Annotated in this window: 25 protein-coding genes and 2 tRNA genes; 15 read left to right on the forward strand and 12 right to left on the reverse strand. The window is 39.2% G+C overall.

Annotation, left to right across the window (positions count from 1 at the left end):
* Nucleotides 1-163: 163 nt before the first annotated feature.
* From yajC to ACFORF_RS02720, 5 genes are all read right to left on the reverse strand, one after another.
* On the reverse strand, nucleotides 164-532 hold the full coding sequence (gene yajC, locus ACFORF_RS02700) for a preprotein translocase subunit YajC (protein WP_380425228.1): 369 nt from the start codon (nucleotides 530-532) through the stop codon (nucleotides 164-166).
* 117 nt (nucleotides 533-649) lie between these two features.
* Nucleotides 650-994, reverse strand: coding sequence for a thioredoxin domain-containing protein (locus ACFORF_RS02705; RefSeq protein ID WP_380425230.1), 345 nt, complete (start codon nucleotides 992-994; stop codon nucleotides 650-652).
* A gap of 88 nt (nucleotides 995-1082) precedes the next feature.
* On the reverse strand, nucleotides 1083-1799 hold the full coding sequence (locus tag ACFORF_RS02710; protein WP_380425233.1) for a YebC/PmpR family DNA-binding transcriptional regulator: 717 nt from the start codon (nucleotides 1797-1799) through the stop codon (nucleotides 1083-1085).
* Between the two features lie 236 nt (nucleotides 1800-2035).
* The gene (galT, locus tag ACFORF_RS02715; protein ID WP_380425235.1) at nucleotides 2036-3517 is read right to left on the reverse strand and encodes a UDP-glucose--hexose-1-phosphate uridylyltransferase; all 1482 of its coding nucleotides are present in this window, start codon (nucleotides 3515-3517) and stop codon (nucleotides 2036-2038) included.
* 121 nt (nucleotides 3518-3638) lie between these two features.
* Nucleotides 3639-4805 carry a galactokinase gene (locus tag ACFORF_RS02720; protein ID WP_380425237.1) on the reverse strand — a complete coding sequence of 389 codons (1167 nt, stop codon included), beginning with the start codon at nucleotides 4803-4805 and terminating at the stop codon, nucleotides 3639-3641.
* A 154-nt stretch (nucleotides 4806-4959) separates the two neighbouring features.
* Here ACFORF_RS02720 and ACFORF_RS02725 point away from each other — a divergent pair, with 154 nt between their 5' ends.
* Nucleotides 4960-5955 carry a LacI family DNA-binding transcriptional regulator gene (locus ACFORF_RS02725; protein WP_380425239.1) on the forward strand — a complete coding sequence of 332 codons (996 nt, stop codon included), beginning with the start codon at nucleotides 4960-4962 and terminating at the stop codon, nucleotides 5953-5955.
* 286 nt (nucleotides 5956-6241) lie between these two features.
* On the opposite strand, the gene ACFORF_RS02730 is transcribed toward ACFORF_RS02725, so the two are convergent.
* Nucleotides 6242-8293, reverse strand: coding sequence for a DUF2079 domain-containing protein (locus ACFORF_RS02730; RefSeq protein ID WP_380425241.1), 2052 nt, complete (start codon nucleotides 8291-8293; stop codon nucleotides 6242-6244).
* A gap of 145 nt (nucleotides 8294-8438) precedes the next feature.
* On the opposite strand from ACFORF_RS02730, the gene ACFORF_RS02735 reads away from it, so the two are divergent.
* Together ACFORF_RS02735 and ACFORF_RS02740 are read left to right on the forward strand one after the other, a co-directional pair.
* Nucleotides 8439-9404 carry a glycosyltransferase family 2 protein gene (locus tag ACFORF_RS02735; protein WP_380425244.1) on the forward strand — a complete coding sequence of 322 codons (966 nt, stop codon included), beginning with the start codon at nucleotides 8439-8441 and terminating at the stop codon, nucleotides 9402-9404.
* A gap of 100 nt (nucleotides 9405-9504) precedes the next feature.
* Nucleotides 9505-12261 carry an LTA synthase family protein gene (locus ACFORF_RS02740; protein ID WP_380425246.1) on the forward strand — a complete coding sequence of 919 codons (2757 nt, stop codon included), beginning with the start codon at nucleotides 9505-9507 and terminating at the stop codon, nucleotides 12259-12261.
* 143 nt (nucleotides 12262-12404) lie between these two features.
* Here ACFORF_RS02740 and ACFORF_RS02745 read toward each other — a convergent pair whose 3' ends face one another.
* From ACFORF_RS02745 to ACFORF_RS02760, 4 genes are all read right to left on the reverse strand, one after another.
* Nucleotides 12405-14069: a DAK2 domain-containing protein gene (locus tag ACFORF_RS02745; protein ID WP_380425249.1), complete on the reverse strand. Its 1665-nt coding sequence runs from the start codon at nucleotides 14067-14069 to the stop codon at nucleotides 12405-12407.
* A complete protein-coding gene (locus ACFORF_RS02750) occupies nucleotides 14069-14434 on the reverse strand; it encodes an Asp23/Gls24 family envelope stress response protein (RefSeq protein ID WP_380425250.1) in 366 nt (121 codons plus the stop codon). Before ACFORF_RS02750 ends, ACFORF_RS02745 begins: the two co-directional genes overlap by 1 nt.
* Nucleotides 14435-14528: 94 nt before the next feature.
* Nucleotides 14529-14717, reverse strand: a complete 189-nt coding sequence (rpmB, locus tag ACFORF_RS02755; RefSeq protein WP_380425253.1) for a 50S ribosomal protein L28 — start codon at nucleotides 14715-14717, stop codon at nucleotides 14529-14531.
* Nucleotides 14718-15243: 526 nt separating this feature from the next.
* Nucleotides 15244-15316: transfer RNA gene (locus ACFORF_RS02760), tRNA-Thr, on the reverse strand.
* Nucleotides 15317-15867: 551 nt separating this feature from the next.
* Here ACFORF_RS02760 and ACFORF_RS02765 point away from each other — a divergent pair.
* From ACFORF_RS02765 to ACFORF_RS02820, 12 genes are all read left to right on the forward strand, one after another.
* A complete protein-coding gene (locus ACFORF_RS02765; RefSeq protein ID WP_380425255.1) occupies nucleotides 15868-16383 on the forward strand; it encodes a hypothetical protein in 516 nt (171 codons plus the stop codon).
* Between the two features lie 119 nt (nucleotides 16384-16502).
* Nucleotides 16503-16964 carry a hypothetical protein gene (locus ACFORF_RS02770; protein WP_380425257.1) on the forward strand — a complete coding sequence of 154 codons (462 nt, stop codon included), beginning with the start codon at nucleotides 16503-16505 and terminating at the stop codon, nucleotides 16962-16964.
* 10 nt (nucleotides 16965-16974) lie between these two features.
* Nucleotides 16975-17772 (forward strand): endonuclease/exonuclease/phosphatase family protein, encoded by a 798-nt coding sequence (locus ACFORF_RS02775; protein ID WP_380425260.1) that lies wholly within the window; start codon nucleotides 16975-16977, stop codon nucleotides 17770-17772.
* Between the two features lie 12 nt (nucleotides 17773-17784).
* Nucleotides 17785-19074, forward strand: a complete 1290-nt coding sequence (locus ACFORF_RS02780; RefSeq protein WP_380425263.1) for an FtsK/SpoIIIE domain-containing protein — start codon at nucleotides 17785-17787, stop codon at nucleotides 19072-19074.
* A 107-nt stretch (nucleotides 19075-19181) separates the two neighbouring features.
* Nucleotides 19182-19496: a hypothetical protein gene (locus ACFORF_RS02785; RefSeq protein WP_380425266.1), complete on the forward strand. Its 315-nt coding sequence runs from the start codon at nucleotides 19182-19184 to the stop codon at nucleotides 19494-19496.
* A gap of 17 nt (nucleotides 19497-19513) precedes the next feature.
* Complete coding sequence (locus ACFORF_RS02790) at nucleotides 19514-19897, forward strand: hypothetical protein (protein ID WP_380425269.1); 384 nt, start codon at nucleotides 19514-19516, stop codon at nucleotides 19895-19897.
* Between the two features lie 12 nt (nucleotides 19898-19909).
* Nucleotides 19910-20434 carry a metallophosphoesterase gene (locus ACFORF_RS02795; RefSeq protein WP_380425272.1) on the forward strand — a complete coding sequence of 175 codons (525 nt, stop codon included), beginning with the start codon at nucleotides 19910-19912 and terminating at the stop codon, nucleotides 20432-20434.
* Between the two features lie 4 nt (nucleotides 20435-20438).
* Nucleotides 20439-21221 (forward strand): metallophosphoesterase family protein, encoded by a 783-nt coding sequence (locus tag ACFORF_RS02800; protein ID WP_380425274.1) that lies wholly within the window; start codon nucleotides 20439-20441, stop codon nucleotides 21219-21221.
* Nucleotides 21221-21949 carry a metallophosphoesterase gene (locus ACFORF_RS02805; RefSeq protein ID WP_380425277.1) on the forward strand — a complete coding sequence of 243 codons (729 nt, stop codon included), beginning with the start codon at nucleotides 21221-21223 and terminating at the stop codon, nucleotides 21947-21949. Before ACFORF_RS02800 ends, ACFORF_RS02805 begins: the two co-directional genes overlap by 1 nt.
* Nucleotides 21950-22096: 147 nt before the next feature.
* Complete coding sequence (locus ACFORF_RS02810; RefSeq protein ID WP_380425279.1) at nucleotides 22097-22891, forward strand: rolling circle replication-associated protein; 795 nt, start codon at nucleotides 22097-22099, stop codon at nucleotides 22889-22891.
* Nucleotides 22892-22895: 4 nt separating this feature from the next.
* On the forward strand, nucleotides 22896-23138 hold the full coding sequence (locus tag ACFORF_RS02815) for a DNA-binding protein (protein WP_380425282.1): 243 nt from the start codon (nucleotides 22896-22898) through the stop codon (nucleotides 23136-23138).
* Between the two features lie 8 nt (nucleotides 23139-23146).
* On the forward strand, nucleotides 23147-24496 hold the full coding sequence (locus ACFORF_RS02820) for a tyrosine-type recombinase/integrase (RefSeq protein ID WP_380425285.1): 1350 nt from the start codon (nucleotides 23147-23149) through the stop codon (nucleotides 24494-24496).
* Nucleotides 24497-24575: 79 nt separating this feature from the next.
* Here ACFORF_RS02820 and ACFORF_RS02825 read toward each other — a convergent pair whose 3' ends face one another.
* Nucleotides 24576-25457, reverse strand: a complete 882-nt coding sequence (locus ACFORF_RS02825) for a class II fructose-bisphosphate aldolase (protein WP_380425287.1) — start codon at nucleotides 25455-25457, stop codon at nucleotides 24576-24578.
* A 173-nt stretch (nucleotides 25458-25630) separates the two neighbouring features.
* Nucleotides 25631-25716, reverse strand: a tRNA-Leu gene (locus ACFORF_RS02830).
* Nucleotides 25717-25921 lie beyond the last annotated feature (205 nt).

Genomic DNA, 25921 nt, shown 5'->3' on the forward strand with positions numbered 1-25921 from the left:
AGCTCATAGATTTCCTCGTGCTCTGTTTGTGTCGTTACTTACAGTTTACACGAAAGAAACTCTGTGAGTTTTTTTGTTGCACTATATTTTACAATTTATCATTTCAAAAAAGTCCTATCATTAAGAAAAGAGCTAAGCAGGGCCCAACTCTTTCTCTCACAGATTATTCTTCAATAGCTGACGGCATCGGCTCTGCTGCTTCAACAGCTTCAACTTCCGCTGCCACTACAGCTGATTTCCCAACAATGGAATCCGACACGATTTCTTGTGTGGTAGGTACCGCTGATGACAAAATCGTCTTAATCGCACTAAGTTCAAAGGTCAGATAAACACCATCGACATCAAGAACGACCTTATTGGCATCACGATCAACTTCATCAACAATCGCATACATGCCACCGATCGTGATAATTTCAGCACCTTTTTCAACACTGTTGAGTTTATCCAGATGAGCCTGTTGTTGTTTCTTTTGTTGACGGGTCATGAACCACATCATCAATCCCATAGGAATCAAAATAATTAACATTTCCATTTATAAAAGCCTCCGCTATTTCTTCTATACAAGGATTAACTATACCAAAAAATGATCGCTTTCGCAAGATGACTAGACTTCATAAACAAAAAATCAGCCCGAAGACTGATTTGAACATTAGGCACCGATGAATTCAGTGATAGTTTCTTCTGGCAGGGAGGAATCACAAATAACCTTCACATCGCCATTTTCAGCCACCAAAAGTCCTGGAACAGTTGGCACCCCGTAGGTTTGACGAAGAGCAGTGATGCCATCCATGTCGGCACTATCTTCGCTATTCAAAAATGCAACTGCTTGACCAGTAGCCTGAGCAACTGCTGCCAATTTTGGTGCAAAGCGTTGGCAGTAAGGACAGGTTGCACGACCGATGAAAAGGACAAACTTCTCTCCACTTGCAATCTTAGCCTCTGCCTCTTTTGCAGAAACTTTTGTAAAATTCGCGATACTTGTATTGAAATCCATAAGAATTCTCCTTCAATTTTGATGCTTTTATTGTACCAAAATTCTAAAAGAAAAACCGAGAAAAAATCTCGGTCAAGGTATGCGCTACTTAGAAATCTGCAACGTTGTGATAGACTTTTTGGACATCATCGTCTGATTCGAGAGCATCAATCAGTTTTTCAAAGGTTTCAAGATCGTCGCCTTCAAGGGTAACTTCAGATTGAGGAATCATCTCAAGTTCAGTAACTTGGAATTCGCTGATACCTGCCGTACGGAGGGCTTCCAATCCCTTGTGAAGATCTGTTGGGGCAGTATAAACCGTAACGGTTCCTTCTTCTGCTTCAACATCATCCACTTCTACATCTGCTTCCAGGAGGGTTTCAAAAATGCTATCTGCATCGTCTCCTGCAAAAACGATAACCCCTTTTTTGTCAAAGAGATAAGACACGGATCCAGCAGCACCCATGTTTCCACCATTTTTACCGTAAGCAGTACGAACGTTGGCCGCTGTACGGTTGACATTTGACGTCAAGGTATCCACGATAATCATTGAGCCATTTGGACCAAATCCCTCATAGCGCCCTTCCACAAAGGTCTCGTCAGTATTTCCCTTAGCCTTGTCAATCGCACGATCAATGATGTGCTTAGGCACTTGTGCTTGCTTAGCGCGGTCAAGGACAAATCGCAAAGCAGCGTTGGTTTCTGGGTCTGGATCACCTTGTTTGGCGGCTACATAGATTTCAACACCGAATTTTGCATAAACTTTAGAAGTTGCACCGTCTTTAGCGGTTTTCTTAGCAACAATATTGGCCCACTTACGTCCCATGGGTAGTCTCCTTTTGAGTCATTGATTTTTGATCGGGACAATAGCAGAGCTCTCCCGAATGTCTTCACTATTATAGCACTTTGAGGAGCTTGTGTAAAATGAAGGACTGATTTTTACAACATCTTAGCCTATGTTTCCCTATTTTATCTAGTGATAGAGCAATGATATAGTTACATGACAAAACAAAGGAGCTAGCCCTGACAGTTGCTAACTCCTGAATGTCGTATCGGTTTCTTTTACAAAATCTCCAAGCTTTCGACAAATCGCATGAAGGCTGATTGTCCTTGCTGAGTTTGTTTATAGACACCAGCATCTTCAAGAACCCGAGCGAAGACTTGTCCAACCGCCTGTCTGACAATAGTTTGTACATTATCTGCCGTCGCTTCTGGATGCTCTGACTTGAGTCTGTCGGCCCACTCCTTGTGGTAGTCAGCGACTTCATTCGGCTCGTTTAAGAGGTATTTTTCAACTTCAGCCAGTTCGGTTTTGAGGCGTGGCGGTAAAATCGCCAAGCCCATAACCTCAATGAGTCCAATGTTTTCTTTTTTGATGTGTTGGACGTCCTTGTGGGGATGGTAAACACCATCTGGGTGTTCATCCGAAGTGTGATTATCACGAAGTACTAGGTCCAGTTGGTAGAGGTCCCCAACCTTACGAGCAATCGGCGTTACCGTATGGTGAGGCTCGTCATCTGTATAAGCACGAATATCCACGCTTTCATCCGAATAGTCTCGCCAAGCCAGTCGAATGCGTTCTGCCAATGCTACCAAGTCTGCCTTGGACGGTCCTGTTAGACGCAGGACAGACATGGGCCAGTTGACAATCCCAGCAGCGATTTCTTCAAAACCAACAAACCGAAACTCCTCTGTCAGCTCTGCTATTTCCATAGGGAAAACCTGACGACCGCCCTGGTAATGGTTATGGGTCAAGATAGAGCCACCGACGATAGGTAGGTCGGCGTTGGAGCCTGCAAAATAGCCTGGGAAGAGGTCAACCAGGTCCAGCAACTGCTCAAAGGTCTGCTGGGTAATAACCATAGGCAGATGCTCAGTGTTGAGGAAGATGCAGTGCTCGTTAAAGTAGGCATAGGGCGAGTATTGGAAGCCCCAGAGTTCTTGACCTAAAGGCAAGCGGATAATCCTGTGGTTGGCACGGGCTGGGTGATCGAGACGGCCTTGGTAGCCCTCATTTTCCATGGCTAGCTGGTCCAGCGGGTAGCTGGACTGTTTGAGAAGCTTGGTTGCCGCGATGGCTTTGGGATCCTTCTCAGGCTTGGACAGGTTGATGGTGATTTGCAAATCACCGTAGGCTGTTGGTGTTTCAAAGGCCACATTTTTAGCAATCGCATCCAACTTGATGTAGTCGTTACGCTTGCTGAGGTCATAAAAGTCTGCAATAGCTTGCTCTGGACTGGTTTTATAGGTTTCCCAAAACTCTGCGTTGACCACACTTGGCGCCGGTGTGATGAAGTTCATCAACTCAGCTCCCAAACAGTCTCGTTCTTCAGCCAACTCGCCAACTTTACCATTGGCTACAGCTAGGTCCAAGAGCTCCTCTTTTAAGTCAACCATGCGGATACTGGTGGTCAAACGATCGCTCCCCTCTTCACCCACCATGGCTAAAATACGGTTGGTCAGATAAATACGGTCGATGTCCATATAGGAGGATTGTTCAATAATCTGAGCCACAAAGGCTGCAACGAGAGATGTCTGTGTCATAAATAACCTTTTCAAACTGATGTAGGAAAGGGGCAAGAATCTGGTTTCTGCCCCTTCTGGAAAGTATCTGTAAGAAACCTATAGTCTAACAGACACTGGTTAGCTTGTTTAACGCTTCTAATTAGCTCAATTTACGTGAGCCTGCCGCCACCTCAGCCATATAGAAGTCTGGTGCATAACCGACGATTTCCGTGTAGATACGGCCAACATTTTCTTTGAAGGCTTCCACTTTGTCTTTTTGGACGATGGCGATACCGCAACCACCAAAACCTGCTCCTGTCATACGAGCACCGAGGACACCTTCTTGTTCCCAAGCAGTGTGGGCTAAAGTATCCAATTCCAGTCCTGTCACTTCGTAGTCGTGTTCAAGAGATACATGTGAAGCATTGACCAGGCGACCAAAGCGGGCCAAATCACCAGCTACCAGGGCCTCTTTAGCTTTTAGAGTACGTTGATTTTCAGAAACCGCATGACGGGCACGTTTGAGACGATTAGCGTCTTTGATGAGGTAGGCATATTCATCGAAGCTTGCTTCATCTAGCTCACCGAGGGTCTTGATGTCAAGAACGCTATTGAGCTCTTCAACCGCTGTTTCACATTCAGCACGGCGTTCATTGTACTTAGAATCCGCCAATTCACGACGTTTGTTGGTATTCATGATGACAATCACATGGTCACCCAAGTCCAGTGGCACCAGGTCGTATTCCAGGGTGTTGGTGTCTAGGTAGATCGCTGAATTATCCGCCCCCATACCGATGGCAAATTGGTCCATGATTCCTGAGTTAACCCCGATAAATTCATTTTCTGTTTGTTTGCCAATTTTCACCAAGTCAAGGCGTTCTAAAGTCAAACCGAAAAGGTCTTCGCAGACGATACCCACTAGCAATTCCAAAGAAGCTGACGAAGACAGACCTGCACCGTTAGGAATATTTCCCAAAACGTAGAGGTCAAAACCTGTATCAACCGTGTGTCCAGCTTCCTGCAAGAACTTGATGACACCTTTTGGATAGTTGGTCCAGCTATCAGCCTTGTCAAAAACCAAATTGTCTAAGCTTACTTCAATAACACCCTGGTCCTCAAAGTTCCCAGAGTAAAAGCGCAAGGTACGATCATCGCGCTTACGAGCCACCCCGTAGGTTCCTAGAGTAATTGCAGCTGGGAAAACATGACCACCGTTATAGTCTGTATGTTCCCCAATCAGATTAATCCGTCCTGGTGAAAAGTAAACTGCATCCGCTTCTACTCCGAAAACGCTAGAGAAGGCTTGATTGAGTTCTTGAATATCCATAATAGACTCCTTTGAATTGATTTCTTTACCCTTATTTTATAAAAGAGAAAAGAGAAAGTCAATAAAATTTTAGTAAAACTTTAGTAAACTCCTCTTTCGTTTTAACTATCATTATGTTACAATAGGTCCTAAGTAGAATTCAGAAAGGCATCCTATGGCAACCTTAAAAGACATCGCTCTGGCCGCCGGAGTTTCCAGTAGCACCGTTTCCCGTGTCCTCAACCAAGACCCAATCCTCTCTGTCGGAGAAGAAACCCGAAAGACTATCCTGCGCACAGCTGATCAACTGGGCTATACCCGACACCTGACAACTGGTAAAATGGCAGAGCGTCAGACCCTAGCCATCGTGCAATGGTATAGCCAGCAGGAGGAACTCAACGACCTCTACTACTATGCCATTCGACTTGGAATCGAGCAACGAGCCCTGGAGTTGGGCATGGATATCCAACGTTATTTTAATCAGACCATCTTTGAACAGGCTGTTGATGTCGACGGTATTATCGCAATTGGTAAATTTTCTGATGACCAAATCAGAGCGCTGGCACAAATTTGTCCACGACTCGTTTTTGTCGATTCAGACACCCTGATGCAGGGCTATTCCTGTGTGACGACTGACTTTGACAATGCCGTTCACCAGGTCATCCAGCACTTCACCCATGCCAAACTCGGTCCCATTGGTATGATCGCAGGCGAAGAACACACTTCTGATGGCAAGGAACAGCTGATTGACCAGCGCTTCATCACCTTCAAAAATGACATGACCAACCTGGGTCTCTACCAGGCCAAACTCATCTACGTCGGTAACTTTTCAACCCAGTCTGGCTACAACCTTATGAAGCAGGCCATCCAGGAACTTGGTGACCAGTTGCCACGCGCCTTCTTCATCGCCAATGACACACTTGCTATAGGAGCCCTACGCGCCCTTCACGAAGAAAACATTGCTGTTCCTGAGCGTGTTAGTCTGATTTCCTTCAACGACACCTCTTTAACTAAACAAGTCTTTCCAGCCCTGTCTAGCATCACCGTCTTTACAGAAGAAATGGGGAAAACCGCTGTCGATATGTTTAAAACAGAGTTCGACCAACCTACAGACATTCCAAAAATGATACGACTAGCGACCAAATTGATCTTGCGGGAGTCGAGTCTTTAGCAAGGGTGGCAACAAAGATTACCATAAAACTGTAACAGGTCTTCTCCAAAAACAACTACACTCCTTCTTTTGCTTACATAACTCTTCTATGGACAAACTTCCTTGTTTTCTCTTTTTAAGCCGAGATCATTTCATTTAAGATCGGCTCTCTATCAGCAACCAAATGAGAGCCCAGTCTCCGTCTTAGGACTATGCATTTCACACAAAAACCACATTCTAGCACGCCCTCTTGAGAACCATCAAGAGACTAACTAGAATGTGGTCTTTATACTTTTTCGAAGACCTCCTATTCAGGTTTGGTCAACATGATGACTTTATCGGTAGAAGCAGGTGAGAGTTGGTAACCTGCCGTTAAATAGTTTTTTGCCACTTCTGATTCTTTTGTTTCACTTTCAAACACAGACTGAGGTAAAACCACAAGGTCAATGCTATCATCAACTTTTTGTTCATTATGATAAAACATATCATAGAGTTCTTTGGTTTCTCTAAGATCAACCGTATAGCCTGAATATGCTAAAATCCGTTGATTTTTATTGACACCTTTCAAGGTTGCATGAATGGCATCGTACATGTTTTTGTCGGTAAAATAAAGTCTTGTATCGTTGTACCAACTATTGGTATAGCTATAGAGCACTCCAGCTGAAGCAACCACGGCCATAGCAACTACAGTAGCGACAGCACGGTTAGCAATGCTGCTCTGCCATTTTTCACGACGACAATAAGCCACAATAGATTCAAGAGCTAAAAGTGCCATAAAGAAGACTAAAATATTTGTCCCATAGCTATATTGAAAACCAAAATCCGCTTGATAATAGTAATCTGAGAGCAGGTTGATAACGACGAGAGGAATAAGAAGTAGGTAGTTCTGCCACCGCTTCTGGAAGAGAGGAAGAAAAGCTTGCGTCAAGAGCAAGGTGAAAATGTATTTGAGCTTTCTCTGGGTGAATAGGCTCGCAATCGTGTAAGTTGGATTAAGCCCAATATTACGCAAGACTGCAACAAGACCATGCTGGTCTGCCAGCAAAAAATTATCAAATCTAGCCACCATTGCTCCATCACCATAACGACTCAAGAGGTAGAGGCAAATCGCAAAGTAAACTATCGGAACAACCAGCTGACTAATCACGATAAAAACTTTTCGTTTCAGGGTATAGGCTATCCGATCTTGGAAGAGGAAATATGCACCTACAGACACAACATAAATAAAGGCATCTTCCTTGACCATCAAGGTCAATAAAGTTACAAGAAGCAGCCTTTTGCGCCATTTCGCCAAATGTCCATAAATAAGCCACAACAAGAGTGGAACCAAGAAACAGTTCTCATGCATATGATAAGAAGCTGCCGTAGTCAATGCCGGCGTGACTAGAAACCATAACAAAATCATGGGGCGCGCAAACTCTGGGAGAGAAAGCTTCTTCAAAATCAAATATAGGGGGACAATTCCCGAAAAGACAATAATAAATTGCAAGACTTCTAAGGTTTCAAGATAAGGAAGAACCATATAGAAAGGAAGCATGAGGTAATAAATTGGAGAAATATGAACCGCAAAATGAGACAATAGCTTGTCACGCTCTAAAGTGGTCATCGGGAGAAATTCTCGTCTCATACTTTCAAACATCTGCGTAAAAATTCCGATGTCAAATGTCGAAACAGACAGAGTTTTTACTTTAAACACGAAACAAATAGACAGATAGATAACGTAACTCAACCCTAGAAAACCAACCAAGAGATAAGACCACCGAACCAGACCTGTCTTACTTTGCCACCGAGCCAACCGGGTGAAGACTAGATTAAGCAAAATCACCGCTATTAACCCATAGGCTAAGGCCATTAGAATTAGCCATAACTGGCTAAAATTCCAATTGTCATAATCTAGGACAAACCGCCCCAAATCACCACTATAGCCATGATAAAGGGAATAAATCACTTTAGGAAATGTCAAAAGAAGGCTGACAGGAATCAACCAGCGCAATCGTTCCTTATCAAGGGCTAACTTAAAATAAATCCCAAAGCCAAGAATCAAAAAACCAAAGCTAATAAGTATACTTGGACTCTTCACCAATACCATAATGAGGTACACAGATATTAGACCGATAAAAAGCAGGCGATAACTTTTTAGAGGGATTTGTTGACTCGAGATAACTTGTATACAGAAGGCAAATAAAACAATAATCATCCCTTGAATCAAAGAGAAGCTACCGTGTAAGTTGAGGAACAGTGCCTCTACCGGAGTGACAAACACATCAACCGTTGCATACATGAGATAGGCATTAACGAGATAAAGAACCCATTCTCTTGAAAAATAGGGAACTTTCCCTGCAAAAAGTTTTTCTAACACGACTCTTTCATTCCTCCTCTGTGGTTCTCTCGTATTATACCACGTTTTTCCCATTATTCTCTACCAAATCATCCACCTCATTCTATTTTCTATTCCCCCTAAATTATGGTAAAATAAGCCTATAATAAGAAAGGTTCTCGTTTTGATGACTACAATTTCGCTCGTAATCCCCTGCTACAATGAAGAGGGAAATATTTTTGAAATGCTAAAGGCTTGCCAACAGACCTTTTCAGCTTGCCCCGCACAAATTGAATACGTCTTTATCAACGACGGTAGTAAAGATAAGACATTTTCTGAATTACAGAACCTTTATCAAACTTATCCGAATGAGCAAATTAAAGTGATTAACTTCTCCCGCAATTTCGGTAAAGAAGCGGCCATGTATGCTGGCCTTCAACATGCAACTGGCGAATATACTGCTATTATTGATGCTGACCTGCAACAGGATCCGAAGTATGTTCTAGAAATGTTTAACTTTTTGGAAACTAATCCTGACTATGATATGGTCGCTTGTTACCAAAAAGAACGACGAGAATCTGCTTTGCTTAAAAGCTTCAAGCGACTCTTCTATGTGTTGATGAACGCCATTTCTGAAATTGAGTTTATCGCCAACGCCTCCGACTTTCGGATGATGCGTCGGGAGGTTGTGGATGCCATTCTCCAACTCAAAGAAAGCCATCGATTCTCAAAAGGAATCTTTTCCTGGGTTGGTTTTGAAACCTACTATCGTCCCTACGAAGTTAAGGATCGCCAGCACGGCCAAACATCTTGGTCTTTCCGCAAGCTCTTCTCCTATGCCCTATCTGGATTTGTTGGTTTCTCCACAGCCCCTCTAAAAATTGCGACTTTACTCGGAGCCAGTGTATCGGGGGTATCTTTTATCTATCTCTTTTACACCGTTTGGCGCTGGCTTGTTCAGGGTAACGACGTTCCTGGCTTTACCACCATCGTCTCCCTCATCCTCTTTTCTTCTGGATTACAAATGATTTTAATTGGGATCTTAGGGGAGTACCTTGCTCACACCTTCTTACAAGTCAAAGAACGACCTATTTATATCGTTAGAGACTATCTACACCGAGATAAAACCCTCTCAACTAATCCCAAAAACTGAGAATATTTCCCAGTTTTTTTCTTGGGTATTATTAAATCAAAGTCCCAAGTCAGCTTAATTTTGACTTGCCTTGATACATTAGAAAGATCACAAACAGACAATGACGTCACTGATTACTAAACTTCGTACCTATCAACGACAATTCCAAGACCAGATTAACCGCTCTAAGCTGGCAGAACGTCTATCAAAACAAACATGGTTTCAATGGTTACTTGCCAAACGAAACATCCTCTTACCGGGACTTGCTATCCTCGCTTTGCTCTGCTATGGTTACTTGATTCGCCAAGAACTAACCGTCGGAGAAAACAAGGGTAACATAAAAATCGTTGCCACCAAGTCCAAGGACCCTAAGTCCAACGGTTTCAAAGAAAATGTGAGAACCAACATCATCATTAATGGGCAAAATCTTAATACAGATACCATAGTTCGTAAGGAATGGGAAGAGTATGGAGCTGGCATCCCAATTCCTATTTATACCGCAGATGCCAGTGTAACTGAGAATCAAACCTTAGAAATTCAGCACGATGAAGCTATCAAACAACTATCGTTTGAGTACAGTACCTATGATGTCGGTGGCTACCTGCAAATTTATGTGGATGATGTCCTATACACACAGATAAATACTTACCACGATGGACTGGTTTATAAACCTATAACCCTCACCTTTAATCAACACTATGCTGTCACAAAAAATAATGCTATTTGGTGGGGGCAGTTAGCTCTCTTTCTACTCCTAATTATTTTTTGGCTTACAAGACTCGGTAAAGACAAACAGAATGAGCTAACGAAACCCATCAAAAATAGTATCCAATCCGTCCTTTTGTTCATAGCAACTCTCGCTAGTCTTCACCTAGCTTTCAAATTTGGTGATTCTCAGACATTTTACTTTTTTAACACTCAAATCACCCCGACTAAGCTACCGATTTTTCTTATTTGTTTATTGATTCTATCAATGGTTGTAAAAGAATACTTGCCACGTCTTCGCTCCATTAAACTCCAAATCATCGGACAGCTCACTTATCTATTCATCAATGCTTTAGCACCATTTATTAGCCTCTACCTCATTGAAACAGCTTATTCTATATACAGTGTTAGCCATCTGAGTTCAAGTGACTATCAGGCCAATATTCTGATTCTACTTGTCATTTGGGTGACACTGGCACTTCTTACGACTTCCATACGCGCGGCTAGTATCATCCTTGTCGCAGGAAGCATGATTGTTGGAATCGTGACAAAAATTCTCCTCATCTCTCGAAATATGCCGCTCTTATCCTATCACTTTTTGCAAATTCGTGATGGTCTCAGTGTGGCTGGAGAAACTGATTTTAGCTTCACCAGCTCAATGTTTTCTCTCATCTTCATCTGCTGGTTTGTTATCATCACCCTAAGCTTCTTACCCAAATTTAACCAGTTATTTGATCTAACTCTATTAGCTAAAGCAACCTCAAAAATTAGCTGGCCAAAGTTTTTGCAGAACCTCAGTCACCTTCAAAAATTATTTCTACAAAAAGTTTTAGTATTCGCTCTTGGCGTGCTTAGCTTACTTTTTGTAGCTCGTCCAATCATTTATTCTATTGCCAACGGTGTCGACCTGTCCCTCTATTTTTGGACATTGCAGAGCACCTACTACGACCATGGCTTACCAGTTGCTTTAACGCGTTATCACCTCGCCTCTCAAATTAAGGAACCGGAAGGCTATTCAAACAGTAAAGTTAAAGAAATTCTTGCTCAGTATCCAAAAACTCAATCCACTTCCAAGCAAAGTCCAAATATCGTTGTGATTCTCAACGAATCTCTAGCGGACTACACTAAACTGACTCCTAGCTTACAATTTTCTAGTGATCCCTTGGAATATATCCACTCTCTCAGTAAAAATACCGTTAAGGGAACAATGGACGTTTCAGTTTTTGCCGGCAGTACTGCTAACACAGAATATGAAGTCCTAACCAGTAATAGTCTAGCGATTTTGCCCCCGAATGCCTTTCCCTTCCAACAATATATTTCTTCTGAAAAAAATAGCATTGTCAACTTTCTTGAAGCCCAAAATTATGCGACTTATGCCATGCACCCATACGGTAAGGACAACTATCGTCGAAGCCAGGTCTATGGTTATCTAGGCTTTGACACCTCCTACTTTGAAAACTCCATACCTGCCTTCAAAGATTTAATTGAAAATCCTGAACGCGTTCGTGGCTATGTCAGCGATTATGCCCTTTACCAAGGTGCTGAAAAATTGATTCAGGAAACAGATCAACCTGTCTTTAACTTTATCGCAACCATGCAAGGACATGGCGGTTATAACCGTACAGAGACTGAATTCCCGCGAACCATTTCTATCACTAACGCGGAAAATGATCCCTCAGCAACTGATTACCTTTCAAGTATAGATGCCTCAGACAAGGCTTTCGAGAGCTTTACAAAATCCCTCGAAAATAGCGACGAGCCAACCATCGTCGTCATGTTTGGAGACCACGAGCCAATTCTGTCTGATAGCTATTTCAAACCTTATCTCAATAGCTCTGATCCTAGTTCACGTTATCAAACACCATTTGTTATTTGGGCGAATTTTGAACTGCCTCAGCTAGATGAGACAACCTTAAGCCCTAACTTCCTAATGCCTTACACCTTGGAAGTCCTATCTCAAACTGACCATGCCCTATCCGTATCGTCCTATTACCAGTTCCTGGCCCAAGTCCAAAAGGAAATTCCAGTAATGACAACCTGGGGATACTACGATAGTAGCTATACCTATTCTGATACTGCTCCAACATCCGAACTCTACAAACAGTATCAGCTAGTCGAATACAACAATGTCATTGACAAAACTTCCCTCCAGATGACAGATTATTATCAGTAAGATGAATCCTATCCGATTCAACAAAAAAACAGCTCAAGTATATAGGCATTCCACTCATCTAAAACACTTTAACTGATACGGCATACCGGTTCAAAATAATTCAAAAAACGCTGGAAATTTTCCAACGTTTTTTGTCTTATTAATTATTCCACACTCATGAGGTATGGGTAAACTGGTTGATCGCCTTGGTAGATTTCAACCTCGAGATCTGGATATTTTTCCTCCAGATAGTCGACGAGTTGCTCTGCCATTTCCTGATGACCATCTTCACCGACATAAATGGTTGCAATTTCACTTTCGTCATCGATCATCTGATCAAAGGTTGCACGAAGAGCTGATTCCATATCACTGTTAGACACAACAATCTTACCATCTACCATACCAAGATTATCATTTTCAGCAATTTCAATACCATCGATACTCGTATCCCGGACAGCTGTTGTCACACTACCGCTGACAACATCAACAAGACTAGCTGTCATAGCTTCCGTATTCTCTTCAAGAGACGCATCTGGATTAAAGGCTAAGAGACTGGTAAATCCTTGTGATACTGTACGAGTTTCGATAACCACAGCATTTGCCTCAACAACTTCAGCCGCTGATTGAGCCGCCATAAAGATGTTTTTATTGTTGGGTAGGATGATCACATTCTTCGCATTGACTGTTTCAACTGCCTTAACAATATCCTCAGTCGATGGGTTCATGGTCTGACCACCGGAGATGATGTAGTCTACACCTTGTGATTTGAAGATTTCAGACAAACCTTCACCTGCGCAGACCGCAATGATACCGTACTCTTTAGCTTCTTGAACGGCTGGTTTTCCTTCAGTCTTGGACAATTCTGTCTCGTGCTGATTACGCATGTTGTCTACTTTGACCTTAACGAGAGAACCGTACTTGAGGCCTTCTTGCATAACCAATCCTGGGTCTTCTGTATGGACATGGACTTTGACAATCTCATCGTCATTCACGACAAGGAGAGAGTCTCCAAGCCCACTGAGATAACCCTGGAATTCATCATAGTTAAACTCTTTAACGTAAGTTGGACCCTTACCAAGGGCAACCATAATTTCTGTACAGTAACCAAAGGTGATATCTTCAGTCGCCACATGACCTGCAACTGACTTATGGTGCTCAGCATTGATCATCTCTGTCATGACTGCAGGAGTAGCCTTGAAATCTTCAGAAGCGATGTATTCACCTGTCAAAGCAGCTAGGAAGCCTTCATAGATATAAACCAAACCTTGACCGCCAGAGTCAACGACGCCAACTTCTTTAAGAACCGGAAGCATGTCTGGAGTCTTAGCCAAGGCCGCCTTGGCACCTTCTAAAGCTGCACGCATAACCTCAATGGCATCCTCTGAGTCCTCAGCCTTTTTAAGGGCCGCCGTTGCCGCACCACGAGAAACTGTCAAAATAGTTCCCTCAACAGGCTTCATGACGGCCTTATAAGCCACTTCAACCCCATTTTGAAAGGCTGCCGCAAGGTCCTTACCATCCAACTCAGATTTATCCTTGATAGACTGGCCAAAACCACGGAAAAGCTGAGAGGTAATAACACCTGAGTTCCCACGCGCCCCCATCAGAAGCCCTTTAGAGAGAATTTGACCAACTTCACCGACAGTCGTAGCGGGTTTATCCGCCACTTCTTTAGCCCCATTATCCATGGTCATACTCATGTTTGTCCCGGTATCACCATCTGGAACCGGAAAGACATTGAGCGAGTTCACATATTCTGCTTGTTTACCCAACCGTGTTGCAGCAGCCTGCACCATTTCTTGTAATAAACTTGTTGTAATTTTAGACACTAGTTTTCTCCTGCGACTTTGATATTTTGCACGTAAACATTCACTGTTTCAGCTGTGATGCCCAATTGATTTTCCAAATTGAACTTGACACGCTCTTGAATGTTTTTAGAAACTTCAGAGATTTTCACGCCATAAGACATCACTGTATAAACATCTACAGAAATCCCAGTTTCAGTAGATTTAACAACGACACCCTTAGCGTAGTTTTCTTTTCTCAATAGTGCTTGGAAATTATCCTTAATCGCACTCTTACTTGCCATACCGACAACGCCAAAAATTTCTGTTGCTGAGCCGCCAACAACTGTCGCAATGACATCGTCAGACAGTTCGATTTGGCCATCTTTTGTATTAATTTTTACAGTCATAAGACTACCTCTCAAGTTATTATCAGTTTATTTTACCATATTTCAAGAACCTTGTAAAAACAAAAGAAAAAACCAACTTTCGTTGGCCTTTCAATTAAACGCGTTCTACTTTACCTGATTTAAGAGCACGAGCTGAAACCCATACTTTTTTAGGTTTACCATCAATAAGAACAGTGACTTTTTGAAGGTTTGGTTTAACGGTACGTTTAGTTTGGTTCATCGCGTGTGAACGGTTGTTACCTGAACGTGTTTTACGTCCTGTAAAATAACATACTTTAGCCATTTTATGTTTCCTCCTACGTAGAATATGTTTGGATGTGCTAGCACCACATACTCAACTATTCTAACAGAATTCGACCTGCTTGGCAAGAGGATTTGATTATTTTTTACGACGTACGCATGAAGAAAATGCATGCAGCCATTTTCTGGATACATGCATTTTTTCAAAATATTTTCATGAATTTTACATAAGTAAGTAGAGTTTTTCTTATTTCTACATAAAATTATAGCAAAAATTTATTATAAAAGATATCATTTTCATGAAAATACGTTATCTGAAAACAAAATTTTCTTCATGCGTTCGGCCTGATTATTTTTGTTAAATAGCAGAGCAGGGATCATTTATAGACTGATTTACCACCAAAGTTAAACCATACCTCCAGACCTAAAAAAGAGTAGACCTAACATTTGGACACAAAAAATAAGAATCTAGTCAGGTCCGAAAACACATCACTAAAAACAAGGGTGAACAAAAATTGAACAACTATAAAAGAAACGTTGATAAATGAACGTTTCTTAAGTCTTTTCTATGCCGACTATAGGGATCGAACCTACGACCTACGCGTTACGAGTGCGTTGCTCTACCAACTGAGCTAAGTCGGCGATATAGATACATTTTACAACTTTTAAAATGATTGTCAAGAAAATTTCAATCATTAAGAAATCATCAGGAACCAATCACGTACACAATATAAAAACAAATTATCTCCGATTTTTCATATCTTAGTAAAAAATTCTATTTATTTACGAAAGCCAGTGGAACGAACTTTCCAATAAATTTTACTTGTGGGGCAAATCGGGGGCAAAAGCAATGAAAAAAGGTCTATCCATACGGACAAACCTTGATTTCATAACGTCTTAACAAAAATTACGCTTTGTTTGCTCACGATAGAACATCGTTTCGCAATTCTTAAGCCTTATTTGCAGAATAAGATATATATTAGGGAGATACTTCTACAATCTTATCTAGTATCTGTACAACACCGAAAAACAAGAGTATCTATACCAAATTCTTCACGTCTAAAATTCTACATAAATCTGATAAAGTTGAGTACTTTTTGAGTATATTGCCTGATACTCAATTGTTGTCTGTTATCATATTTGAATAATTTTAAGGTACATGCTACAATATTAAAAAAAGGAGAAATTGAATTATGGAATTTCAAGTCAGGGTATCGAGTGAATGTTTGCTCTATCTTTCACTACTGGAGGAAATCTATTCAAAAGATACTACAGGGAATATTACCAGGGGTTTGATAATCACTAGAGCACTTGAAGAATCTCAAGCAGTTTCTAATTGGCTTGAAATCTATGAAGATAGGCACTCTATCCCACTTAATAACTTAGAATACAGCCAAGGATACGGTACTAAGATAAAAGCTGAAATTAGTGATTCTGTTAATAGGGCAATCCGTGAACTAAAATTAGAACTTCCAAAATACTTACCTACTCGCTCGGTGACTATTGGTGTAACAGTAAGATTGATTTGCAAAGCTGCGCTCTTATTGAATATGAACGAGAAATACAAAATTAGTACTGCTAGGTCACTTGACGAAGAATTTCAAATTTTAGAAAAAGAGTTAAAAGAATTGGTTGCTCCAATAAATCACGAAAAACTAGAAAATGTATTGTTAAAATCTAAATACAATATCCAATCGAATGTTAAATAACATTCGATTTTATTTTTATTTTATTTCGTACCCTAAAAATCATTGACAAAAAGATTTTTCCCTGTTATACTGTCATTGTAAATAAGTTTTCGGGTATTGTACCCTAGAAAGGGGTTTCTATGAAATCTAATATTACTATTGCAAAACAAGAAGCATTGAATCGCCTTCAACAGATAGAAGAAAGATTCCCAGGGCGAGTAAACCCAAATATCAGAAAGTACTTCAACGAAGGAAAACTATACTATTCCTATATTACTGGAGGTGGATTCATTGGTAGTATTGACACCATTAGCTATGACCCTAACTATGAAAAAATCGTGAAAGAATTTGAAGAGAAACGGAATAAACTTGTTTATCATGTCATCGAAACAGGTAGTTCAATCGCTCTGCTTTATGTCAGTCTTCCAAGTTCCGATTTAATCGGAGAAGAGTTAGAGTGGGAATGGAAAGAGGAAAGACTAGCAGAGGATAACTCGCTACTCGCTTTCGTCCATAACTTTGTTGAACCTAATTTTTCAGAAACAGGTTATGTCACTATCGACACCTTCGCAGATAGCGGAGCACTTATTAGAATCTTTTAGGAGAAATAGCATGTCAACAATTAAAATTCAAAACGATTTAACAATATTAACTCAGAATATTGATGGATTAAATAAAAAATTTAACATAAAAGAATTTGATAGAATAATAATCAATCAACAAACTATCCCTGACGTAATTTCACTTACGGAAGTTCATATTAAAGATTTACGAAAATTAGCATCATTGGGTAATTTAAATATCGCTGATAACAACTATATTGTTTTCGTACCCAAATGCACTCTTTTGGAAAAATGTTCCCCAAAATCTGCAGTTGGAACCTGCTTATTAGTCAGAGAAGATATTCAAAAGAAGTTAAAACTTGAAAAGCAAGATGCACAAGTATTTCCACATTATATGAAACATTCATGTGATATCCGTGAGTGTCGAGTCAAGAGCAAAAAACAGAATATAGAAATTGTATCGGTGTATGTACCGGTAAGTTTTAAAGATCCTTCAGAACTTTGGAAAAAGGAACGTAATGTAAGTAGAAAAAATATCTTATTAGAGCTTTTTAATAAAATTGTTGAATCTAAAGAAAAGCAAAAGAAAATAATCTATCTAGGGGATTTCAACTATTTCAAGGCAGGTAAACCGGGCTATAAAGAAATAGATGAACTTTTTGACTTGATTCCATCAGAATTAAATTTTTGGAGTTTTGTAGACTCCAATAAATCCCCTCATTCAACTTGGAATAATAACGTACTAGACTATATATTTACAAATTGTGCAATTATCAAAGCCTCAAATACAAAAACACCAGAATCATTCAGTGACCACTCAACACTATTAGCAACAATTGCATTCTAGGGGTACTATTCTATGCTATCAAAAATCTACAACAAAGAACCCACCGTTTCTCTCTATCAAAAAAATATTAACTGGATATTACTTAGCAAGCTCTTAAAACAGAGCTTGTTAGTAATAACTATAATAGCTTGTTACAATGTTCTTTTTAGCTTTTCATTTTTCAACTTACTTAAAAGCTTCATCTGGGCTAGTTTTTGGAAGTTAGCTGAAAAACTAGAGAATTGGTGTCAATCCCACTTTAAGTATCGTCAGCTACTTTATTACTTCCTAGAAAGCAACAAACTATACACGGAAACTAACCTAGATGGAAAACACTATATTTCTACTTCTGCTATCATGGGCTGGAAAGAAACCGATAATAAAGTTATCATAAAAGCCTATAAGCAAGGAGATACATACTCCAAGAGATTAGAAAATCTTGAAATTGAGCTCCAAGCTCTCCTAAATTTACCACTCGAAAGTAAAATTGTTCGCCCTGCTATCGTCGAATACCACTTCTATACCAGCCAACCAAGCAGATTACAGGCTAACCAACTACAAAGAACTCTTTCTACTGGCCTTCCTATTGATTTAGGTTATGGCATAGTCTATAATCCGATAGATTGTCCCCATATTCTATTAGCTGGTGGTACAGGTTCAGGTAAGTCAATCTTCATTTCTTATCTAATTTTAGAATTTTTAAAGCGTAAGAGCATTTTATATATTTGTGACCCAAAAAATTCTGACTTAGGTTCTCTATCACATTACTTAGGAGAAGATAAAGTAGCTACTTCTCCTAATCACATTGCTCGTATTGTTCGACTAACAGTTGAAGAAATGAATAGGCGGTATGAGTACATGAGAGAAAACTTTAGGTATGGTTCTAACTTTTCAGACCATGGTTTCAAAATGACTTGGTTAGTATTTGATGAAATGGGAGCTTTTCAAGCTAGCGGAACGGATAAAAAATCCAAAGAAGTTATCAACGAAGTCATGGACGGCATCAAGCAAATTATTCTTCTTGGTAGACAAGCTGGAGTATTTATTCTAATAGCAGCTCAACAAGTTAATGCTGATACCCTTAACACTGATTTAAGGGACAACCTTGGTCTAAGAATTGCTCTTGGTTCTAATTCCTCTGAAGGTTACCGTATGGTATTTGGTTCTGCTACTCCGCCAGTCAAACAACCTATCGAAGTAAAAGGTGCTGGCTATCTCTATATGCAGGGTTCAGGCAAAGAATCTGCTGAATATTGGGAAAGTCCGTATCTGAATCCCAAAGAGTTCGACTTTATTAACGAACTTCAAAAATTGATAAACTAATGCAAAAAAACACTATCAATCCTTGTATGTGAGTAATTCATTACTGATTTGCTCATAGGAAAGGATTCCTCATCGCTTGCGATGACAAAATAGAAAGAGGTAAACTAATGAAACTAAACGACTTCCTAAAACCTGAACTACTTGGAAACAAATTCTTCGCTGTCAAAGGTTATTCTGAAGTACTAGACAGAGAAACACAGAAGCTAGTTGCTTACCGTATCAACATAAGTATTCAACAAGAGTCAAGTACCTTCTTCCTAGAAATGATTCAGGTTAAAGTAAATACCACAACTCCTACAATTTCTTACGAGGAGATGTCCAAGAATAAAACTCGTGAAGTAATTTTGAAAGACTTGAATGTTGGGCAATTTAATGGTAATCTATGGTTTACTTGCTCTGATATTTTACCAGTAGTTAAATAAATTCCACGAGGTAAAGCATGAAATTTTATACTCATACTGACTTTGACAAATCGCACCTAACATTTTATGATTGTCAAATTATTCATGAACAAATCCTAGACTCATCCAATAAGCTTGACAACGAATTTCAAGAGTATTGGAAAGAGCTCTTAACTTCTTGTATTGAATATACAGAAGCACGGGCAAAGTGGTTACTACTGTCACGAGAAGAGAAAATGAATTTTGATTCAACCAGAACTACTATCCATAACAAAGTAATCCACAACCTAAAAATAATTAGAGCACTTGCTCTTGAAAATAATAAAGATTGTAGCTGGTACGAAAGGTTTCAAGATGACCGAAAACGTATCGGTGATTTCGCCAACTACTTGGTATATGCCTACGCTATTAACGCTAGATGATTGAGGTTACTTATGATATACTTCATCGCTGACACTCACTTCTATCATGAAAATGTTATAAAGTTCTCCAATCGCCCCTTTATAAACGCTGATGATATGAACAGAAAGCTTATCAGTAATTGGAATCAAGTTGTAACTGAGAATGATGAAGTCTATATCCTTGGAGATTTCCTATTTCGAGGAAATGCCAAGCAAGCTAATGAGATTTTAAAATCTCTAAAAGGTAAAAAATTCTTAGTCAAAGGGAATCACGAACATTATCTTGATTCCCCCGATTTTGACAAAAGCTTGTTTGAATGGGTGAAAGACTACCACACCTTGAACTATCACAAAAGAAAATTCGTTCTATTCCACTATCCAATATTAGAGTGGGAGGGATATTTTCATGACTCTATCCACCTATATGGACACGTTCATAACAACAGGACCGATTATTTCAAAGACATATTAGGAGGCCGTGCAATAAACGTAGGTGCTGATATGATTAATTTTACACCTATTAGCATAGAACAAATCCTAGACTTAGTAGAGGAGTGATGATATGACAAAAACAATCCTAGTCGGTGATACACACCTAAAAAATGCTTTAATTCTACCAATCATAGATGATATTATTGAGAATCATAAAGTAGAACAAGTTATCTTTGTGGGCGACTACCTTGACACAAAAATACTAGGGCAACAAGACAATGCAAAGCTTTATGCTAAAGACTTGATTTATTTAGTGGATTGGAAAAATAAAGCTACTGAAAAAGGAATTTCATGTACATTCCTGATAGGGAATCACGACATCTTCTACTATATGGGAATCCCTACTTCCTTTACTTTGACTAATCAAGAAGCTTTTGAAGCTATCGGAGATACACTAGAGGAGCTTGACCTACAAATCGCTTTTCAATTAGACGATTACCTTATTTCACATGCCGGTTATAACTTCTTATTTGATGTAGAGGATTGGCACTTTTCTAGATTGTCCCTAGAGAACGAGGATGAATTGATTCGTTTTGCTAGTGCTATTGGTCCGATGAGGGGCGGGCAAGATTTAGCTGGCTCTCCAGTATGGGCTCATATTGAAGAAATTGAAATCGCACCCAATCCCGAATATCCAAAACAAATTGTTGGACATACTCCTCAACCCTCTATTGACTTGTCTAAAAATATAATAGGAATTGATACTTTTGCGATTGATGAAGAAATGAATTTTTATGGAAACGGAGATATTCTCCTCTATGATTCTGAAAGCAAGGAGTTTTCTGTTATTGCTACTAAGTGGAAATCTGTTGAAACTTTTGACAGATTGAAGAAGTATATCGGAGGAAAATAATGGCTATTTACTATGCAATGAGTGATATCCATGGATATCTTGATGAATTTTTAGTGGCTCTCGAAAAAGTTGATTTAACTATATCGGAAAATCACTTATTTATACTTGGAGATTATATAGATAATGGGGAATACTCTTATCAAGTCCTCGAAAAGATTTGTGAACTTGAAACTACTTATCCTAACCAAGTCACGGTACTTTTAGGAAACCACGATGAGTGGTTCTACCATTGGCTAATTAACGAAGATGTAAGTGCTGAATATTTTCCTGAGACCATTAAAAGTTTCTTTTCATTAGAGGAATTGACCCTGCTTTTACAGAAGAATCCTAGTCAGTTTGAAGAAGCTATCCGAGATGAAATTAAATCTAATCCAAAATTTACGCCTTTCATGGAGTGGTTCAAAAGAAAATTCCAAGAACCTAGATATATTGAAACAGATTGGCAAATCTTCGTTCATGCTGGTATTGATGAGGAAGCAGGAGTTTTTTGGAAAGAAGGAACTGATCCTAGTATGTTTACAAATAAATTCCCTGTTACAACCGGAAGATTTTCAAAAGATATTATCTCAGGACATGTTGGTTCTTATCAAGTCGCCCACAATAAAGATTACCTGGGAAAAATATTCTTTGATGAGCACAGTCACTACTTTATAGACGGGACAGTTGACCAGAGCAGAGTCATCCCTGTTCTTGAATTTGATACCCTAAAACAAACCTATAAATACTAAATTTTTTATCACAAGAAAAACTGCCGACTGGTCGGCAAGCTGGAAGCGTGTTTAGCGGAGCGATTCTTGTGATTGAAATTCAGAGGAGCATGCTCCTCTAGTTTATTTATTATATAGGCAAACGTTACGAGAAAATGAGGTGGTTTTGTGAGTTACAATCGCAAAATTATCCGAACTTCCTCGTACCTTGAGATTTGGGAATATAGTTCCCCTATTTTCTCAAGTGATAATACTGATATTGAAACCAATCAAGTTAGTTTAAACGATAAGAAAAAACGTAGAACGTTTGATGAACTTACACCTAATGAACAAGATGAAAGATTAAACCGTATTTCAAAAACACGTAAAAATTCAAAATGGAAACTTCAAAGACTAATAGATAGCAATTATGATAATAAAACAAGTTTCCTTACCCTTACTACAAAAGCAAATATTCAAGACCGAACAGAATTTAATACAATGTTTGACAAGTTTATCAAAAGATTGAACTACTACATTTACAATTCTAAACGAAGGCAACTAAAATATATCTCAGTATTAGAACGACAGAAAAGAGGAGCGTGGCATGCACACATTCTTCTTTTTAATTTCCCTTATGTTTCTCACAAAGACTTATTAAGGATTTGGGGACACGGGGCTGTTCGGATAAACAAATTAGATAGCCTAGATGATTCTTCCAATGCTGGTAGATATGTCGCAAAATACATGGAAAAAGGCATAGGACAGGAATTATTAGAGAGCTTAGGAAAGAAAGCTTTTTACTCCTCTAGAAACCTTAAGCAACCTGAAGAAATAAAGCTTTTAACAAATGAAAATGTAGAAGACCTTATCCAAACTGATGATATCCTTTACGAAAGCACCTACAACAGTAAAGTTTTCAGAAAAGGACATTTAGTAAATAATAAGGTCAAGTATCGAAAAATCAAAATTGATGAGGAGTAAGGAAATGATTCAAATTAAATACGTACCTGTTGAAGATTGTCAAGCTGAATGGGGAAATAAAGAAGCAGTATGCAAACGATTTGAAGGTTTAAAACCTAAAACACTCGATTCACTATTAGTTGAAATGCGAAGAAATCCAAAATATTCTTCGTTTGTTGTAAATCCTTCCCACAAAATTGTTTGGATACATTTTGAAGGTTTCTTGAACTTCCTGCGATATAGACAAGACCATAGATATGAAAGATGAGGTAAACAATGTCAAATACAAATATGGGGAATGTTACATTTAAGCAAGCTCGTAAAGCTTCTAAAAAGGGGTATTTAGAAGTTAAATACAGAATCTATACCAAACACCCACTCACACAAAAACGCTGGGAAATCGTTAGTAAATGGTATTTAACGAGTGAATCTTATTCAGATAGTGGAAAAATTAAAATCTCCCCTCAATTACAAGGGACTATCAGAAGAGAGCTTCAAGAAAAACTAAACCAGTTTCATCAAAGGTTCACTCTATCAACTATCAGCAGTAAAGAAGATATCACTTTGAACAGAGTTTGGAATGAGTGGGAAGATGACCGAATCAAAAAGAAAAAAGTTGCACCTAAAACATTGGCTGGAGAACAAGGTCGATTCCGAAATCATATCTTAAAGCATCTTCCTGCTGATAGCTTACTTCAAAATATAACTTCTGATGTGATTCAAAAAATGATAGACCAGTTATATCCTTTGGGTAATCATAAAAGAATAGCTCAAGCACTAAAATCTGACCTCAATTCAATTTATACCTTTGCTATTAAAAGAAACTACATCAAACCTGAACAAAATCCTATGCCTTATGTCCAAATTGAAAGCAAAGGACTAGAAGAAAGAATAAAAGAATTAGAGAGTAAGAATATAGAAGATTCATATCTTGAAAAAGATGAGCTTGTCGAGGTTCTAGCTATTGTAAATGAACATAACCGACAATATGGTCGAATTTTTGAGTTTCAAAGTCTAACAGGCATGAGGATAGGAGAAGTCTTAGGCTTAAAGGTTACTGACATAGATTTTCAAAAGAAGCTTGCTTATGTTAAAAGAACTAGGGCTACTCATGGTGGAGCAAGTAAAAACAACTATGAGGGAAGTGTAAAAAACGAACAGAGTTATAGGACAGTTGAACTTTCTCAAAAAGCCTTGGAGGTACTTCAAGAAGAAATCGAAGAAAACAATCATCATATAGCTGGTAACCCTAGTTATCAAGATAACGGATGGATTTTCACTTCAAAAAACCACTATAAGGCTATGTATAATGGAACTCCCTTACATTATAGTGTTTTGAACAATTTTTTAAACTCTAGTGAAACAGGCAAGAAAACAAAGACAGGTCATATCAAAAAAGTGGGAATCAATATTGACCAACAAATAACTTTCAATAAACATATTAGCACCCATATTTTTAGACATACTCATATTAGTTTTTTAGCTGAAAAGAAAGTCCCTTTAGAGGCTATTCAAGAACGAGTAGGACACACTAAAGGAAGCAAGGTTACTCAAATTTATCTTCACGTTACTAAAAATATGAAAAAAGATATTACTCATGTTATTGATAGTCTTACTGATAATTGAGTATTTCGTGAGTATTGTTGAAAACAAAAAAGGTTTATCTCGGCGGATAAACCTTTATTTCATAATGTTTCAAGCAAAATTATGCTTTATTTGCTGAACCGAATACGTCGATACGTTCTTCAACAGCACCTTGAACAGCCTTGATACCGTCTGCCAAGAATTTACGTGGGTCGAAGAGTTTTTTAGCATCGTAAGTTGCTTCATCTGCATCGTAAGCACGTGCAAATGCGCGAGTTGCGTTAGAGAAGGCGATTTGGCTTTCTGTATTAACGTTAACTTTAGCAACACCAAGACGGATAGCTTCTTTGATTTGGTCATCAGGAATACCTGAACCACCGTGCAATACGATTGGGAAACCTGGAACAGCTTCAGTCAATTTTTGCAAGTGATCAAGGGCAAGACCTTCCCAGTTTGCAGGGTAAGGACCGTGGATGTTACCGATACCAGCTGCCAAGAAGTCGATACCAGTTGCTACCATAGCAACAGCGTCTTCGATTGGAGCAAGTTCACCGCTACCGATGATACCATCTTCTTCACCACCGATTGTTCCAACTTCAGCCTCAACAGAAACACCTTTAGCGTGAGCCAATTCAACAACTTCTTTAGTTTTTGCAAGGTTTTCTTCAACTGGAAGGTGAGAACCATCAAACATGATTGATGTGTAACCAACTTCGATACACTCAAGGGCATCTTCATAATGACCGTGGTCAAGGTGAATGGCAACAGGAACAGTAATTCCCATAGATTCTACAAGGTTAGAAATCAATGATTGACATACTTTGTAACCACCCATGTATTTAGCCGCACCCATAGAAGTTTGGATAAGAACTGGAGCTTGTTTTGCTTCTGCGGCACGCAAGATAGCTTGTGTCCACTCAAGGTTGTTAGTGTTGAATCCGCCGACTGCATAGCCGTTATCACGTGCTGCTTGAACGAATTTTTCTGCTGAAACTAATGGCATTGTAAAAGCCTCCTCTTATTTTTATGAGTTTTTGTAACCCATTTACATTGACTATTTTATCACAAATAATGATAAATGACTAGCATTTATAAAGATTTTCAGTACAGTCTTTGAAAATGACTTTCACCAAACTAGAAAAACAAAAAAATCGAGCACTCATGCTCGATTCCTAGTGCGGAAAGGGGGACTTGAACCCCCACGACCTAAAGCGGTCACAGGATCCTTAGTCCTGCGCGTCTGCCAATTCCGCCATTTCCGCTTGACAACATAATAAATTATAGCAGAGTTCAAAGAACTTGTCAACAGAATAAGACTATTTTTTAAACTTTTTTACACTCTATTTTCAAAGCTAAATTTCAAGTCCAAGTTAGGCATTTAGTAAAAATTGTCTAGGAGATAAATAGTTCAAACATTTCTTTGGATAGTTGTTAATCCAATTTTCGATGAAGGGGACCATTCTTATG

The organism is Streptococcus caprae (assembly GCF_042649745.1).
GTDB lineage: Bacteria > Bacillota > Bacilli > Lactobacillales > Streptococcaceae > Streptococcus > Streptococcus caprae.

Coding starts and splice junctions, on each gene's coding strand:
- galT (WP_380425235.1), bottom strand. CDS start 3,517: ATGACACAGACATCTCTCGTTGCAGCCTTTGTGGCTCAGATTATTGAA.
- ACFORF_RS02735 (WP_380425244.1), top strand. CDS start 8,439: ATGACTACAATTTCGCTCGTAATCCCCTGCTACAATGAAGAGGGAAAT.
- ACFORF_RS02800 (WP_380425274.1), top strand. CDS start 20,439: ATGACAAAAACAATCCTAGTCGGTGATACACACCTAAAAAATGCTTTA.
- yajC (WP_380425228.1), bottom strand. CDS start 532: ATGGAAATGTTAATTATTTTGATTCCTATGGGATTGATGATGTGGTTC.
- ACFORF_RS02815 (WP_380425282.1), top strand. CDS start 22,896: ATGATTCAAATTAAATACGTACCTGTTGAAGATTGTCAAGCTGAATGG.
- ACFORF_RS02710 (WP_380425233.1), bottom strand. CDS start 1,799: ATGGGACGTAAGTGGGCCAATATTGTTGCTAAGAAAACCGCTAAAGAC.
- ACFORF_RS02795 (WP_380425272.1), top strand. CDS start 19,910: ATGATATACTTCATCGCTGACACTCACTTCTATCATGAAAATGTTATA.
- ACFORF_RS02775 (WP_380425260.1), top strand. CDS start 16,975: ATGTCAACAATTAAAATTCAAAACGATTTAACAATATTAACTCAGAAT.
- ACFORF_RS02725 (WP_380425239.1), top strand. CDS start 4,960: ATGGCAACCTTAAAAGACATCGCTCTGGCCGCCGGAGTTTCCAGTAGC.
- ACFORF_RS02780 (WP_380425263.1), top strand. CDS start 17,785: ATGCTATCAAAAATCTACAACAAAGAACCCACCGTTTCTCTCTATCAA.
- ACFORF_RS02750 (WP_380425250.1), bottom strand. CDS start 14,434: ATGACTGTAAAAATTAATACAAAAGATGGCCAAATCGAACTGTCTGAC.
- ACFORF_RS02820 (WP_380425285.1), top strand. CDS start 23,147: ATGTCAAATACAAATATGGGGAATGTTACATTTAAGCAAGCTCGTAAA.
- ACFORF_RS02770 (WP_380425257.1), top strand. CDS start 16,503: ATGAAATCTAATATTACTATTGCAAAACAAGAAGCATTGAATCGCCTT.
- ACFORF_RS02805 (WP_380425277.1), top strand. CDS start 21,221: ATGGCTATTTACTATGCAATGAGTGATATCCATGGATATCTTGATGAA.
- ACFORF_RS02740 (WP_380425246.1), top strand. CDS start 9,505: ATGACGTCACTGATTACTAAACTTCGTACCTATCAACGACAATTCCAA.
- ACFORF_RS02765 (WP_380425255.1), top strand. CDS start 15,868: ATGGAATTTCAAGTCAGGGTATCGAGTGAATGTTTGCTCTATCTTTCA.
- ACFORF_RS02825 (WP_380425287.1), bottom strand. CDS start 25,457: ATGCCATTAGTTTCAGCAGAAAAATTCGTTCAAGCAGCACGTGATAAC.
- ACFORF_RS02790 (WP_380425269.1), top strand. CDS start 19,514: ATGAAATTTTATACTCATACTGACTTTGACAAATCGCACCTAACATTT.
- ACFORF_RS02720 (WP_380425237.1), bottom strand. CDS start 4,805: ATGGATATTCAAGAACTCAATCAAGCCTTCTCTAGCGTTTTCGGAGTA.
- rpmB (WP_380425253.1), bottom strand. CDS start 14,717: ATGGCTAAAGTATGTTATTTTACAGGACGTAAAACACGTTCAGGTAAC.
- ACFORF_RS02705 (WP_380425230.1), bottom strand. CDS start 994: ATGGATTTCAATACAAGTATCGCGAATTTTACAAAAGTTTCTGCAAAA.
- ACFORF_RS02785 (WP_380425266.1), top strand. CDS start 19,182: ATGAAACTAAACGACTTCCTAAAACCTGAACTACTTGGAAACAAATTC.